The following is a 14,981-nucleotide window of genomic DNA, read 5'->3' as shown; positions in this document are numbered from 1 at the left end:
GCCGGGATATCCCGGGCCGATGCACGATTTGCGCATGGCCCGGGGGAGGTGATCGCTTGCTGGGGAGGCCGCGCGGCTACTCCGCTTCCCCTTCGGGCAGGTACAGCCGCTCGCCCTTGGCGCGGTAGACTTCGCTCATGGTTTCCATGCCCTTCTCGTTCTGCGCCCGCTGTTCGGGCGAATTCTCGCCCTTCAAGTCTTCGGCGGCGAGGTAGCTGTCCGAGTTCTGCTTGGCCGCGAAGTCGCGCACTTCCTGGCTGATCTTCATCGAGCAGAATTTCGGCCCGCACATGGAGCAGAAATGCGCGGTCTTGGCGCCTTCCGCGGGCAGCGTCTGGTCGTGGTACTGCTCGGCCGTGTCGGGGTCCAAAGACAGGTTGAACTGGTCGCGCCAGCGGAATTCAAAGCGCGCCTTGCTCAATGCATCGTCGCGCACCTGCGCCGCCGGGTGGCCCTTGGCCAGATCGGCTGCGTGGGCGGCCAGCTTGTAGGTCACCACGCCGACCTTCACGTCGTCGCGATCGGGCAGGCCGAGGTGCTCCTTGGGCGTGACGTAGCAGAGCATCGCGGTGCCGTACCAGCCGATCTGCGCCGCGCCGATGCCGCTGGTGATATGGTCGTAACCCGGCGCGATATCGGTGACGAGCGGCCCGAGCGTGTAGAACGGAGCCTCGCCGCACGCCTCGAGCTGCTTGTCCATGTTCTCCTTGATCTTGTGCATGGGCACGTGGCCCGGCCCTTCGATCATCACCTGCACGGCCTGCTCCCAGGCGCGCTTGGTGAGTTCGCCCAGCGTGTAGAGTTCGGCGAACTGCGCTTCGTCGTTGGCGTCGTAGATCGAGCCGGGGCGCAGGCCGTCGCCCAGCGAATAGGCGATGTCGTAGGCCTTCATGATCTCGGTGATCTCGTCGAAGCGCTCGTACAGGAAACTCTCCTTGTGATGCGCGAGGCACCACTTGGCCATGATCGAGCCGCCACGGCTGACGATCCCGGTCATGCGCTTGGCCGCGAGCGGCACATAGGGCAGGCGCACCCCGGCGTGGATCGTGAAGTAGTCGACGCCCTGCTCGGCCTGCTCAATCAGCGTGTCGCGGAAGATCTCCCAGGTGAGGTCCTCGGCAATGCCGCCGACCTTTTCCAGCGCCTGGTAGATCGGCACGGTGCCGATGGGGACAGGCGAGTTGCGGATGATCCATTCGCGCGTGTCGTGGATATTGCGACCCGTGGAGAGGTCCATGACGGTGTCCGCGCCCCAGCGGATCGACCAGACCATCTTGTCGACCTCGCTCGCCACATCGCTGGCGACGGCGGAGTTGCCGATATTGGCGTTGATCTTGACCAGGAAGTTGCGCCCGATCGCCATCGGTTCGCTTTCGGGGTGGTTGATGTTGTTCGGGATGATCGCGCGGCCCCGCGCCACTTCGTCGCGGACAAATTCGGGCGTGATGAAGTCGGGGATGGCCGCACCCCAGCTGTTCCCGTCGCGCTCCTTCGCGATCTGTTCGCGACCCAGGTTCTCGCGTTCCGCGACATATTCCATCTCGGGCGTGATGATGCCCTTGCGTGCATAGTGCATCTGGCTGACGTTCGCGCCCGCCTTGGCGCGCAGCGGACGCTTCACCACGCTGGGGAACTGCGGGACGCCGCCCGAGCGATCGGGGCCGAGCTGGCCGTTATCCTCCGGCTTCACTTCACGCGCATCGTATTCCTCGACATCGCCCCGGCCCCTGATCCACTCGCGGCGCAGCTGCGGGAGGCCTGCGTTGATGTCGATGGCGGCGTTCGGGTCGGTATAGGGGCCCGAGGTGTCGTAGACGCGCAAAGACGGCTCGCCGCCCTCCAGATCGATCTCGCGCATCGCGACGCGCACGCCGGAGCCGGTGCGCGCGGCCACATGGACCTTGCGGCTGCCGCGGATGGGCCCGGTGGTGACGCCGATTTCGGTGCGCTCGATTTCGGTACGTGCGGGGATGTCGGCCATTAGTTACGCTCCTCAGAATCGGAGCGAGGGCGGCCTTCGCGTTTCGAAAAACCGCTCCCTCCCTCCGCCCGTATTACCGGGATCAGGTTCGACGGGTCGCGGTGTATTCCGCTCTCAACCTGCGTTTGCGCGGCAGGCTCCCCGGGGATGGGCATGGTGTAGGGCCGTTTGGCAGGCGCGGCAAGGCGCACTACCGGATCGGGACCACCGCCTTGAAAACCTAACATTAGTGAGGCTAGGCTTCGTCCCCGCGTCTCTTGGGGGGAAAGAATGAGCGACACGATCCGGCCCTACAAGCTTGGCGAGCGCGAATGCGCCAGCCTTGCGGACCTTGCGGCAGCCATGGCCGAGAACCACGAAACCGCAGCCGAGCACATCGATCGGGGGTACATCCAGAAGTGGCTCGAGGAGGAGCTGCGCGAATACGACGCGCGCATCTCGCTCGACAAGCTGCTCGAGGAGAACACGCCCGAGCTCGCCTTTTTCGAGTTCGCGCTGCGCTACGCGCCCGACTGGATCCCGAGGATCGAGGGCTTCCGGGTCCAGCCCGAATTCCTCGACGAATACATGCCGCAATTGCTGAAGGACGATTACGTCGTCTCCACACCCGAATTGGCGCGATTCGCGGCCAAGCTGTACGACTGGAACGTGCTGACGGACGATCGCGTCTCCGGCGGCAACGAACGCTGGGCTGCCATCGATGCAGCCTGGCGGCGCGAGTATCACGATGCCGCCCTGACCCACGGCGAAGCACTGCTCTATCGCTCCTTCTGGAAGGTGCCGGGCGATGCGCTCGAGCCGTACCTCATGGACGACCGCTACCTCGAGCTGGTGATGGCACGCGCGGCGGCAAAGTCGGCGGACCACGACCCGGCGGAGTTCGAGAAGCTCAAATCGAAGCTGGCGACGAGGGAGAAGCTCGGCCTGCTCGCCGAACTCTGGGTGGCTGACGATCCTGCCGCCCAGCAGTCCCCCCGGCTGAAAGTCGAGGATAGCTTCTATTACGAAAAGGCGATGAACCGCGCGTGGTTCGCGGACATGATGAAGAGCGATGCCCTTCGTACGCCCGGGCGCGAGACGGAACTGCGGGCGCTCGCAAAGGTCGCATCTTACCAGCAGAGCGATGTCGAAGAACACGCCGAGAAGACCGCGGCTCAGGCTGCAAATGCCGACAAGCCAGGCATCGTGAGCCGGATCGATCAGAAACTCTCGGGCCTCGACACCAAGCTGCGCGCGGCCGCTTTCGCGCTCGGCCTGTTCATCCCCCTGTTCTTCTTCGACAGGTATGGCGGCAGCTTGCTGTGGTCACTCCTGTGCTGGGCGGCGATGGCGGCAACAATCGGTGCAGGCATCATGCGCGTCCTGCCGATCAGGCCGGACAAAAGGTGGATCGACGTGTTGGGAGCACTCGCCATCAGCTGGGCGCTGTTTGCTTATCTGGCGATGGACCTGGACGCGTCGGCTTTCCTCTACGAGGCTGCACTGGGCGCGGTGGCAGGTGCGATCGGCTTCTTCTGGACGCAGCTGGGCGGTGTCCGCACGAAGATGCTCGAACGCGAGGCGCAGGAGGCGCAGTCCGCCATTGACCCGAACGATACGAAGCGCCTTTCGCCCAAGGCGCTCGCCAAGATGTTCTTCCCGGAACTGATCTTGGATATCCCGTTCGCGCAGCGCAGCGCGCGCGAGAAGGAATTCGCGGTCGCAGTCCAGTATGGGCATCCGGACACCACCGGCCTGACCCGCTTTGCCGATCGGCGAAGCCCGGTCGCGCCCAATCACGGCGGTGGCATGTCGGTGAACGCGGGAGGCTTCAACGTCGCGAGCGACGGCACCACGACGACGCAGTTGATGGACGGCGTTTCCTTCGACAACAACGACAACTGGAACGTGCGCGTTGCGGATGGCGTGACGGTTCACTCCGACGGCAAACACACGGTCAGCATGGGCGGCTTCGATGTGCGCAGCGACGGCCAGATCAGCACCGAGGTCGGCGGTGTGCGATTCTCCTCGAAGGGCAAGGACGAGAAATCATCCGGCAGCTGGCTGGCCCCGAAGGAAGAAACCGACTGGTTCGGCAACAAGAAGAAAAAGGGCTGGTTCGACTAGCCGCACGCTCGCGCGGTCATGTCATCGGTGGACCCGCGCAGCAGGCGAACGATCCCGTACCAGTGGCGCCGGCTCGCCAGCGCCCGCGTCAGTCGAGCGCGTCGCTCGCCTTCTTGCCCGCAAATATGCCGAGCACGAGGAATACGACGAACAGAACCGCTGCGATGATCGCGAGCCACATCGCGACATCCACGAATGCACCGGCGACGCCGCCGAAACCGAGGATTGCCGCGACAGCGGCGACGACGAGACAGATGATGGCCAGTTTGATCATGCTGCTCCAATCGCCGGGCGCCTGTCCGGTTCCCGCAGGCTCGCGACCTTCACGCGCCGTTTAACCCCGGCTCAGCCCGCATCGTGCCTGTTGGCGGCGCGCTGGCGAGGCTTGTGCCCCGGGCGCTTTTGAGGGCACACCCCTCCCACCTTTATTTTCGCGCGCCCAGGCCGCCAACCGACCGGAGCCACGATGACCGACTTTCCACCGCCCGCCGATGAGAACACGCCCGAGGCGGTCGCCAAGCCGAAACGCAATGCCTTCAGCCGTTTCCTCGACGGGGTCGAATGGCTCGGCAACCTGCTTCCCCACCCTGTCACCCTGTTTGCGCTGCTGGCGCTGGGCATCGTGCTGCTGTCCGGCCTGTTCGGTTACCTCGGCGTTGCGGTGGTCGATCCGCGCCCTGCCGGTGCGCCGGGCGTTTCCGAGGACGGCATGATCCGCGCGGTCAGCCTGCTCAATGGCGATGGCATCCGACGCATCTTCACCGGGCTGGTCGATAACTTCACCTCGTTTGCGCCGCTCGGCGTGGTGCTGGTAGCGATGCTGGGCGTGGGCGTGGCGGAGAAATCGGGCCTGCTGAGCGCCGCGGTCCGCAGCATGGTGATGGGCGCGCCGCCCAAGCTGGTGACGGTCGCCGTGGTGTTCGCGGGGATCATCTCCAACACCGCTTCCGAAGTCGGCTATGTCGTGCTGATCCCGCTGGGCGGCGCGATCTACTACGCGCTCGGCCGCCACCCGCTGGCGGGGATGGCCGCCGCCTTCGCGGGTGTTTCGGGCGGCTATTCCGCCAACCTGCTGATCGGCACGATCGACCCGCTGCTGGCCGGCATTACCGAGGAAGCAGCGCAGCTGATCGACCCCGACTATACCGTGCTGGCGACCGCCAACTGGTATTTCATGGTCGCGAGCACCTTCCTCATCACCGCGATCGGCAGCCTCGTCTCGATCTATATCGTCGAGCCGCAGCTGGGGAAGTTCGACGATTCCAAGGCCGACCCGGACATCCTCGACGAAGGGATGATGCAACCGCTTCAGGATAGCGAGAAGAAGGGCCTGCGCTGGGCGGGAATCGCCATGCTGGGCGTGTTCGCGCTGATGGCGCTGACGCTGTGGCCGGAATGGGGCGTGTTCCGCAATCCGGAGAGCGGCGAGCGGATGGATTCGCCGTTCTTCGACGGGTTCGTGGTGTGGATCCTGATCTTTTTCGTCGTCATCGGCTATGCCTACGGGCGCGCGGCCAAGACGATGAAGACCGACCGCGACGTGATTGATGCGATGGCGGGCGCGCTCTCCTCGCTGGGCCTCTACATCGTGCTGGTGTTCTTCGCCGCGCAGTTCGTCGCCTTCTTCGGCTGGACCAACCTCGGCGGGATCACCGCGGTCACCGGTGCGCAGTTCCTGAAGGATACTGGCATGACCGGCCCGGCGATGTTCTTCGCCTTCATCGGCATCTGCGCGCTCATCAACCTGTCGCTCGGCAGCGCAAGCGCGCAATGGGCGGTGACCGCGCCGATCTTCGTGCCGATGCTGATGCTGATCGGTTATTCGCCAGAAGCCATTCAGGCCGCCTACCGGATCGGCGATTCCACCACCAACATCATCACCCCGATGATGAGCTATTTCGGGCTAATCCTGGCCTGGGCGACGCGATACCAGAAGGATTTGGGTGTCGGCACGCTGATCGCGATGATGCTGCCCTATTCGATCTGCTTCATCGTCGCGTGGTCGCTGTTCTTCTACCTGTGGACCTTCGTGATGGGCCTGCCGGTGGGGCCGGGATCGCCGACCTATTACCCGGCGGGCTAGGCTGGGGGCCGGCGCATCACATCCGCCCGGCTTGCGCGGGTGGGCCTGCCGGGTATGCTCAGCCGCGTTGGAGATGGAGGATATGATGACGATGCGCAGCCTGATTCCCGCCCTGATCCTGGTCGCGTGCGCCGCTTGTTCGGACACGAGCGATACGCCGGAAGCTGCGGAGCTTTCGGGCGACGCCGCCAGAGAAGAGTCGACCACACCGGGCGAAAGCGCGGAGGCGGAAACGCCGCAGGCAACCCCGACCGGGCCCGTGCGCGAAGTGGTGTCCGGCGACGTGTCGAGCCTTGCGCTCGATATGGACCCGGCGGTTGCCGAAATGGTCGAGGACGACGGCCGGTCGATCGTCCTCGAAATCCGGACCGAGAGCCTGCAGGCGGTGCAGGATTCGTGGGGCGGGATTGGAACCCCGATGCGGGTCGACTGCGAACGGGGCGAACCCTTCACCGTCGAGGACGGGACGACCTACGAATATTACAAGGATTGCGTCCTGCCCTGAGCAGCGGCGGCGGAACGGGACGTGAAGCTCAGAACGTCTCCAGCCGCGACAGGGCGACGAAGATCAGCGCGGCGCCGAGCACGGCCGAAATGCCCGCCCAGACCTCGCTCGCGCTCGCTACCAGCCAGCGGCCGAAGGTGACCAGCCGCTCGCCCACGGTCAGGAACGCGATCCCTTCCAGCACCAGCAGCCCGCCGAGCGCCGCGACCGAGATGAACAGCCAGTCGTCCGGCCGCCATGGCGTAACGAGATAGATGGTCGCGCCCAGCGTCAGGGTGAAAATCCCGGCGATGAAGCGCAGCCCGTGCGACTGCTCCATATCGTGCAGCATGCCCTTCCACGTGCCCGGCAAGCGCAGCTCGCCCATCGCGGCAGCAAAGGCATAGATGCCCACGAACAGGACGATCCAGGCTGGAATGGTGTCGGCTGTGGCCATGACCGGTGAATTACCCCCTCAAGAAATCTCTGGCATCATCGATCGTCGGACGAGCGAACCGGCCTGCGAGACGCCCAGCGCGTCCATGTCATCGCTCCGTGAAGAGCCTATGACGCTCGACGGAAAATCCATGCATTGCATGGGTGGCATGCCCAATGTCTCCGCACGGCGCAACCGCACCCTAAGGCCATGTCAGGGCCGCCCCGCCCTGCTACAGAAATGTTAATTTTCCCGCCGGGCCCCTTACCCGTTCGCGGCGCGCCCCTCAGCCGCCGCCATTCGCAATCCAGCGGTCGATCTTCGCTTCGAGCACCGGCAACGGCAGGCCGCCCGTATTGAGCACCTGCGCGTGGAAGTCCTTGATATCGAACGCATCACCCAGCTTGCTCTCGGCCCGCTCGCGCAGCTCCTGAATCTTGAGCGCACCGATCTTGTAAGCCAGCGCCTGAGAGGGAATCGCGATATAGCGCTCGACCTCCGAGACCACCTCGGTCCGCGTCATGCCCGAATTTTCCAGCATGAAGTCGATCGCCTGCTCGCGCGTCCAGCCCTTGGAGTGCAGCCCGGTATCGACCACCAGCCGCATCGCGCGCAGCTGTTCGTCCTGCAAGGTGCCGTAGCGATTCCAGGGATCGTCGTAGAAGCCCATCGGATAGCCCAGCGTCTCGGCATAAAGCGCCCAGCCCTCGACGAAAGAGGTCGTCCCGCCGAAGCGCATGAAGGCGGGCAGATCCTCGTTCTCCTGCGCGAGGCTGATCTGGAAATGGTGCCCCGGCGCGCCCTCGTGCAGATAGAGCGTCACGTTGCCGGTCGTCAGGCGGCTGGGCAGATCGTAGGCGTTGAAGAAGAAGGTGCCCGGGCGCGATCCGTCCGGAGTGCCGCTCTGGTAGGAACCGCCAGCGCTGAACTGCTCGATGCTGGGATCGTAGGGCTCGATCTTGAGCTGCGATTTGGGGAGGAGCGAGAAGTAGTCGCCGATCTTCTCGTCCACCTGCTCGCCGATATCGTAGTAGCTCTGGGTCAGCGCCTCGCGGCTCTCCGGCTTGAACTTGAGATCGGTGCGCACGTAGTCGAAGAATTCGTTGAGCGTGCCCTCGAAGCCGACCTCTGCCTTGAGCACCTCCAGATCGCCCTTGATCCGCTCGACCTCGGACAGGCCCAGCCGGTGGATCGCATCGGCCTCCAGCGGCAGCGTCGTCGTGCTCTCGATCAGCTGTTGGTACAGCAGCTCGCCGCCCTTCATCTGCGACAGGCCCACTTCCTCGCGCGCGGCGGCAAGATATTCGTCGCGCAGGAAATCGCGCATCTTCTCGTGCGCGGCGTAGATTTCTTTCGTCTTCGCTTCGTAGGCGGCGGTCAACCGGACCTTGTCCGCGTCCGAGAAATCCTCGGGAAACATGGTCGTCGGCCCCATGAACTGCGATTGCTCGATCGGGATCGCCAGCTGCGTGTCGAACTGGTCGATCACGTTGCGGATCGTCAGCTTGGTTTCGACCACGCCGCTCTCCATTCCTTCGCGGAATTTCGCGATCGCGCGGTCGGTGATGGCGATGTAATCGTCGTGACGACTGAGATTGTCCTCGTAATTCGCGATGGTCCTGAAGGGCGCGGCACCCGTGCCGCTCGCGAAATTGGGATAGAAGGTGTGGAAGCCGCTGAAGTGGTTCACCGGACGCACTTCGGTCAGCGCGCGGATTTCGGGCGTGCTGCCTTTCAGCGCCTGCTCCTGATTATAGGCGAACACATCGTAGGCGAGTTGATCGGTGGGCGAGAGCTTGCTGCGGTCGATCTGTTCGAGCAGCGCGACATTGAGCTGCGTGTCGCGCAAGCTGGCATAGTAGCTCGCGTCGGTGAAGAAGTCGCCCAGCCGGTCGGCATTGCGATCATCGCCGCGGAACAGGCGGCTGAGCGGGTTGAGTTCGAGGCTGCGTTTGTCGGAATCTGCAAACAGCGCGAAGAGCCGGTCGTGTTCGGACTGCTCGCTATCGGCGCTTTGCGCGTCGAGATCGACGTCGAGGCTGGCCCGCGCGGCGGTTTGAGCGAAGACGGCGCCCGGCGCGGTCAGGATGGCAAGCGCGGCGGCTCCGGTCAGCAAGTTGCGGATGGTCATTGGTGGTTCCCCTGAAAGTCCTTCGCGGCGAAGCCTAGGCGCCGACGCGCGATCCGCCAATCGCCTTCTACGGGCAGCGCCGGAGCCTCGACCGGGGGCGGCGCATAATCTAGTCCTCTCGGGAATCTCCAAGCACGTCGAAAAACTCGTCCGTCGCATCGTTCAGGCCCGGCCAGCAATCGCTCTCGACAACCATCAACCGACACTCCGCCTGATCGCCAAAACCAAGCTGGGATAGCATAAAGGACGTAAGGGCGGGCCCGACGCCCCGGCTATACAGGAAAGAGACGACCTCCCCCGCATCCGCCCCCGCATCGCGTTTCTTCTTCGCGAGTTCCCAATCCGACGGGGGTCTGAGCCAAAGAAGCATTCGGACCATCACTCGATCACCCGCCCGCGAACCATTACGAAGTCAACATCCTCCAACACGGCGACATCCTCCAGCGGGTTGCCATCGACGGCGATGATATCCGCAGAATAGCCGGGTGCGAGCCGCCCGATCTGGTCCTCCATTTCGAGCACTTCGGCCGCGACCGTGGTCGCGCTGGCGAAGGCTTCGCGGTCACTCATGCCCTGGGCGCGCATCAGTGCGAATTCCTCGGCATTGCGGCCATGGTCGAACACGCCCGCGTCGGTGCCAAAGGCAATCGGGACGCCCCAGCGATAGGCCTGCCCCATGAAGACCTGCGCCTGGTCGTAGACGTCGCGGATCTTCGCTTCGACCACGGGAGTGTAGATGCCCTTCCCCAGCCCCTCGCTGACCCCCTTGAACGCCATCAGCGTCGGGATCAGCACCGTGCCATTCTCGCGCATCGCGCGCGCTGCCGGCTCATCGATGAAGGTCGAATGCTCGATCGTGTCGATCCCGGCGCGGCTCGCCGCCTCGATCCCGCGCGCGCCGTGGGCATGCGCCATGACCTTGAGGCCGAGCGAGTGGGCGGTGTCGGCAATCGCCTTCATCTCCGCATCGGTGAAATGTGCGCCCAGCCCGCGCCCCTGCTGGCTGAGAACGCCGCCGGTCGCGGTGATCTTGATCACATCGGAACCGCGCTGCGCCGCGCGGCGGACCTTCTCCGCACATTCGACCGGCCCGGTGCAGGTGAACGGATTGGCGAACAGGTCGAGGATTTCGGGGCGGAAGCCGGTGATGTCGCCATGCCCGCCGACGATCGACAGCGGCGGACCGGCAGCGACGATGCGCGGACCGGGGATCAGTCCCTCGGCCGTCCCGCGACGCAGCGCGAAGGCGGTCGTTTCGCCGCTGCCCGCCTCGCGCACGGTGGTGAACCCGGCCAGCGCAGTGATTCGCGCGTTTTTTGTACCGACGACGGTCGCGTATTCTTCGGTGTCGACGGTGCCCTGACGATAATCGCCCCCCGGATCGCCGGTCAGGTGGACATGCAGGTCGATCAGGCCGGGCAGCACGGTCTTGTCGGCAAGATCGATCACGCGGACCTCGCCGGTCGGCGTCCGGTGCCCTTCCTCGATCGAGACGATCCGGCCCTCGCTGACCGTGATCGTGGCCGGGCCGCTCGGTTCGCTTTCCGCATCGGCCAGCACCGATCCGGCGTGGATCACCGTTACCTGCGCCAGCGCGGGCCCGGCAGCGGACATGGCCAGCAAGGCCATACATCCTGCGATCATCGAAAACAGGCTACGCATCGTCTCTCCCCTTTGGCCGCGACGATGCATCTCGCATCCGCCCAGCGCAAGCGGAACACGCCCCGGTCGTTTCGGCCATCGGTTGCCGTTGAACGCTCAGGCTGTAATGACGCGGTCGGAAAAAGTTTTGCGATGAGAGGACCTTCATGAACCGCACGTTTTTGGCCACCGTCACGCTGCTCGCCGGCGTATCGATCACCGCCATCGCGCAGGCCCGCCCGATGACGCCCGAGGATGTGGCGAGCCTCGAAAGCCTCGGCGGCGTCGCCGTCTCGCCCGACGGTACTCGCGTCGCCTACACCACCGCGAGCCTGCCCGACGTGACCGAGGGGGAAGATAACGGCTCCACCTCGCAGCAGCTGAAGATGGCATTCGGGCCGGACAATGCGCGCGACTTCCTGCCCGAGGACGTGTCCGTTTCCACGGTCAAGTTCTCGCCCGACGGCCGCATGGTCAGCTTCCTGTGGAGCAAGGGCGGCGAAGACCGCGCCGTATGGGGCATCCCCGTCGATGGCGGGGCGCAGGTGAAGCTTGCGGCGGTGAAGGACACCGGCGTGCGCTCCTATGCCTGGGGGCCGGACGGCAGCACGCTGTATCTGCTCGCCAGCCCGGCGGACGACAAGGACCGCAAGGCGCAGTCGAAGGATGGCTTCAACGCGATCGTCTACGAAGAGGAATCGCGCTTCAACCGCCTGTTCTCGGCTCGCGTCGGCGGCGAGGAAATCGACGCCGAGCCGACCGAGATCACCATACCCGGCTACGTCACCAGCTTCGATGTCACACCCGACAATCGCTATGGCGTGATCGAGAGCCAGCCGACCCCGCAGATCGACGACACCTATACCTCCAAGCGGGTCAATATCCTCGACCTGGCGAGCGGCAATGTCGCCCGGGTGGTCGAAACCCCCGGCAAGCTCGGCGATATCGAGATTTCGCCCGATGGCCGCCAGCTTTCGATGGTCGCGGGGGTCGACAAGAACGATCCCGCGGCGACCACGCTGCACCTCGTCGACCTCGCGACCGGCACCTATCGCGCGCTGAACGAAGGCGCGGCGGAAGCTGTCGGGGATACCGAATGGATGGCGAACGGCCAGCTCGCCGCAGTCGTCGACAAGGGCGCGGACACGATCCTGCGCATCTACAACGCCGATGGCAGCGTCGCGCGCGAAGTCGATCCGGGCGAGCTGATCCTCACCAGCCTCGAAAATGGCGGGAGCGAGCGCATGTTCGCGGTCGCCAACAGCCCGCGCCACCCCAGCGAACTGTTCGCTTTCGATGGCAGCGGCTTCACCCGCTGGACCACCCACAACCCGTGGCTGTCGGAAATCGACTTCGGCGAGCAGCGCACCTACACCTATACCGCGCGCGACGGGCAGCAGATCGAAGGCGTGCTGATCGAGCCGGTCGGGGGCGCACCGCGCGGTGGCGCGCCGCTGATCATGGACGTACACGGCGGGCCCGAGGCGCATGAATCGAACGGCTGGGTGACCAACTACAGCGGCCCCGGCCAAGTCGCGGCGGGTCAGGGCTATGCCGTGTTCCTGCCCAACTATCGCGGCTCTACCGGCTACGGGACCGCATTCGCCAAGGCACACCAGAACGATTACGCGGGCAAGGAATTCAACGACATCGTCGATGCCAAGCGCGCGCTGGTGAGCGAAGGGATCGCCGACGGCGATCGCACCGGGATCACCGGTGGCAGCTATGGCGGCTATGCCAGCGCGTGGGGCGCGACGGCGCTGAGCGAGGAATATGCCGCGGCGGTAATGTTCGTCGGCATTTCCAACCAGATCAGCAAGTTCGGCACCACCGACATTCCGATGGAAATGTACAACGTGCATGCGCGCAAGTGGCCGTGGGAAGACTGGCAGGGCATGCTCGAAGTCAGCCCGATCTATCACGTCGACAAGGCCGAAACGCCGATCCTGATCATGCATGGCGAGGAAGACACGCGCGTCTCGCCCAGCCAGAGCTACGAGCTGTATCGCAACATCAAGGTGCGCAAACCCGAGACGCCGGTGCGGCTCGTGCTCTATCCGGGCGAAGGCCACGGCAATTCTCGCGCCGCCGCACGCTATGACTACAACCTGCGCATGATGCAGTGGTTCGATACCTATCTGAAGACGGGCGACCGCGATGCCGCAATGCCCGCCCCGCGTCCCGAACTGATGATCGAGGACGATAGCGAGGACTGATCGCCAGATCGGCACACACGAAAGAGGGCGCGCAGGATCGACCTGCGCGCCCCTTTTATGTGCGTCTGTCAGGGTTCAACGCGCCCACTTTCCAACTTGGAAAGTTTTCACTTGCCGAATCGGAAAGTCGCGTATATCTCTTTCCACACTGGAAAGTGAAGGACCCTCCGATGGACACGAATGAAGCACGCTCGGCACTCGATGCCGTGAAGAATACCGATCGCGCGATGGCCGACCGGATGCGTTGGCCGCTCTGGCGGCACGCGATTTTCGGCGCGATGATGGCTTTGGTTCTGCTGGCTGTCGCCCTGCCCGATCCCGGGCGGATGCTGGTGCTGGCGATCGTGCTGCTGCTGATCTTCCTCGTCGTGCGCGACGACAAGGCACGGCATGGCATGTTCGTGAGCGGCTACCAGAAGGGCCGCACCGGCTGGGTTCTCGTGCTCCAGTTCGCACTCCTCGCAGCCGCGCTCGCGGCGACCATCATGCTGGTCGAAAACCCTCTTGCGAGCCCGCTGTTCTGCGCGATCGCGGCGGTCCTGCTGATCGGCAGCACGGCGATCAGCCTGCTCTGGGAGAAGATTTACCGGGCGGACCTGAAGGCGGGCCGGGCATGAGCGGGCAGATCGACATGGCCCTGCACGCTCCGGCACGGTTGCAGATTGCCGCCATGCTGGCGCGGGCCGACGAGGTGGAATTCGCGACCATCCGCGAGGTGACCGATGTGAGCGACAGCGTTCTCTCGAAACACCTCACCGCCCTCGCCGATGCGGGCTACGTCAAGATCGTGAAGGCTCCGCGCGACGGCCGCCAGCGCACCTGGGCATCGCTGACACGGACCGGGCGCAGCGCCTTCGCCGCGCATATGGAGGCACTGCGCGCACTTGCGGCGGCGGCGGAAGAGGCAGTGGCGACGCGGTGATCGCCCGCTATCGAGCCTAGGGGATCAGAACGTATATCCGATCCCTGCGCCGGCCAGCCACTGATCACGGCTGCCGCGCGTCGCGACGAAGGGCGAATCCGCCGCGTCGCCGATCACCCGCGAATATCCGCCGACGGCGAAAATCGCGAGCCCGCCATTGGTGAGATCGCCATCGAGGTCGAACCCGCCGAGCAGGTTCACGCCGACCTTGTTGAAGCCCGCGTCGGCATCGTAGACCGGCAGACCGCTGGCGAGCTGCTGCGCAGGCGTCACCGAATAATAATAGTCCTGGAAACTGTCGTCGGCATGTTCGGCGGACAGCGACAGGCTGACCGCGGCGCCCCGGCTGACCGGGGTGAAATAGGTCACGCTCGGGCTGATCGTCATGCCGTCATGCGCGCCCGCGACATCCCAGCGCACATCGGCGGTGAAGCTGACGCTGTCATAGGGATTGAGCAGGCCGGAATAGCTGATTCCGGCGGTCGGGCCGACTTCGATCGCGGTATCGAGCTCGCCTGCCGCAGCCACGACCGGGTCCTCGATATCGCCGGTGCGGCTGGTGCGCACCCGCACCACGGGGCCGAAGGTATAGGACACTTTGCCATCGCCATCGGGCACGAAGTCCAGCGCGACGCCAGCCGCGCGCGGCTGGATGTCGACGCCGCCGATGCTGCCGCGGATCAGGGGCAGCGGGAAGGCCTCGTAATCGTCGGACCCGTCGTAATCGGGCGAGAAGGCGACTCCGGCGCCGATCTGGACCCAGTCGCCATCGAACACCGTTCCTTCGGATGGGTCTGCGGCGAAGTCGTCGGTTTCGGTGTCCTGCGTTTGCGCGACGGCAGGCGAGACGCCCGCGCAGGCGGATAGTACGGCAATGGCGTGGACAATACGGCGCATGTCGGAAAAATTCCCTCCAGTTTGAACAATCCAACGGGTTTCGAGAAGCAACGTTCCTCGCCAAGATACGGCAACACAGTGACA

Annotated in this window: 12 protein-coding genes and 1 riboswitch; of the genes, 6 read left to right on the top strand and 6 right to left on the bottom strand. The window is 64.8% G+C overall.

Annotation, left to right across the window (positions count from 1 at the left end):
- Positions 1-76: 76 nt before the first annotated feature.
- A complete protein-coding gene (gene thiC / locus AAG612_RS13475; protein ID WP_342510927.1) occupies positions 77-1,981 on the bottom strand; it encodes a phosphomethylpyrimidine synthase ThiC in 1,905 nt (634 codons plus the stop codon).
- Between the two features lie 42 nt (positions 1,982-2,023).
- Positions 2,024-2,135, bottom strand: a riboswitch (TPP riboswitch).
- A gap of 116 nt (positions 2,136-2,251) precedes the next feature.
- On the opposite strand from thiC, the gene AAG612_RS13470 reads away from it, so the two are divergent.
- Positions 2,252-4,087: a hypothetical protein gene (locus AAG612_RS13470; RefSeq protein WP_342510925.1), complete on the top strand. Its 1,836-nt coding sequence runs from the start codon at positions 2,252-2,254 to the stop codon at positions 4,085-4,087.
- Between the two features lie 88 nt (positions 4,088-4,175).
- On the opposite strand, the gene AAG612_RS13465 is transcribed toward AAG612_RS13470, so the two are convergent.
- Positions 4,176-4,361: a DUF1328 domain-containing protein gene (locus AAG612_RS13465; protein ID WP_342510923.1), complete on the bottom strand. Its 186-nt coding sequence runs from the start codon at positions 4,359-4,361 to the stop codon at positions 4,176-4,178.
- 192 nt (positions 4,362-4,553) lie between these two features.
- Between AAG612_RS13465 and AAG612_RS13460 the strand changes: the two genes are divergently transcribed.
- Complete coding sequence (locus AAG612_RS13460; RefSeq protein WP_342510921.1) at positions 4,554-6,170, top strand: AbgT family transporter; 1,617 nt, start codon at positions 4,554-4,556, stop codon at positions 6,168-6,170.
- An 85-nt stretch (positions 6,171-6,255) separates the two neighbouring features.
- Complete coding sequence (locus tag AAG612_RS13455; RefSeq protein WP_342510918.1) at positions 6,256-6,675, top strand: hypothetical protein; 420 nt, start codon at positions 6,256-6,258, stop codon at positions 6,673-6,675.
- Positions 6,676-6,703: 28 nt separating this feature from the next.
- On the opposite strand, the gene AAG612_RS13450 is transcribed toward AAG612_RS13455, so the two are convergent.
- The 3 genes from AAG612_RS13450 to AAG612_RS13440 all read right to left on the bottom strand — a co-directional run bounded on the left by AAG612_RS13450 (position 6,704) and on the right by AAG612_RS13440 (position 10,883).
- On the bottom strand, positions 6,704-7,111 hold the full coding sequence (locus tag AAG612_RS13450; RefSeq protein ID WP_342510916.1) for a hypothetical protein: 408 nt from the start codon (positions 7,109-7,111) through the stop codon (positions 6,704-6,706).
- A gap of 265 nt (positions 7,112-7,376) precedes the next feature.
- A complete protein-coding gene (locus AAG612_RS13445; protein ID WP_342510914.1) occupies positions 7,377-9,221 on the bottom strand; it encodes a DUF885 domain-containing protein in 1,845 nt (614 codons plus the stop codon).
- Positions 9,222-9,599: 378 nt separating this feature from the next.
- Complete coding sequence (locus AAG612_RS13440; protein WP_342510912.1) at positions 9,600-10,883, bottom strand: metal-dependent hydrolase family protein; 1,284 nt, start codon at positions 10,881-10,883, stop codon at positions 9,600-9,602.
- A 146-nt stretch (positions 10,884-11,029) separates the two neighbouring features.
- Here AAG612_RS13440 and AAG612_RS13435 point away from each other — a divergent pair, with 146 nt between their 5' ends.
- The 3 genes from AAG612_RS13435 to AAG612_RS13425 all read left to right on the top strand — a co-directional run bounded on the left by AAG612_RS13435 (position 11,030) and on the right by AAG612_RS13425 (position 14,000).
- Positions 11,030-13,078, top strand: a complete 2,049-nt coding sequence (locus AAG612_RS13435; protein WP_342510910.1) for a S9 family peptidase — start codon at positions 11,030-11,032, stop codon at positions 13,076-13,078.
- Between the two features lie 170 nt (positions 13,079-13,248).
- Positions 13,249-13,695, top strand: coding sequence for a hypothetical protein (locus tag AAG612_RS13430; protein ID WP_342510907.1), 447 nt, complete (start codon positions 13,249-13,251; stop codon positions 13,693-13,695).
- Positions 13,692-14,000 carry a transcriptional regulator gene (locus tag AAG612_RS13425; protein WP_342510905.1) on the top strand — a complete coding sequence of 103 codons (309 nt, stop codon included), beginning with the start codon at positions 13,692-13,694 and terminating at the stop codon, positions 13,998-14,000. The genes AAG612_RS13430 and AAG612_RS13425 overlap by 4 nt, the downstream gene beginning before the upstream one ends.
- Before the next feature lie 24 nt (positions 14,001-14,024).
- Here AAG612_RS13425 and AAG612_RS13420 read toward each other — a convergent pair whose 3' ends face one another.
- Positions 14,025-14,897 carry a MipA/OmpV family protein gene (locus AAG612_RS13420; protein WP_342510903.1) on the bottom strand — a complete coding sequence of 291 codons (873 nt, stop codon included), beginning with the start codon at positions 14,895-14,897 and terminating at the stop codon, positions 14,025-14,027.
- Between the last annotated feature and the right edge of the window lie 84 nt (positions 14,898-14,981).

Source organism: Citromicrobium bathyomarinum (assembly GCF_038594605.1).
Lineage (GTDB): Bacteria > Pseudomonadota > Alphaproteobacteria > Sphingomonadales > Sphingomonadaceae > Alteriqipengyuania > Alteriqipengyuania bathyomarina_B.
Note: the sequence above shows the minus strand (reverse complement) of the source record. Positions and strands in the feature narration are given on the sequence as shown.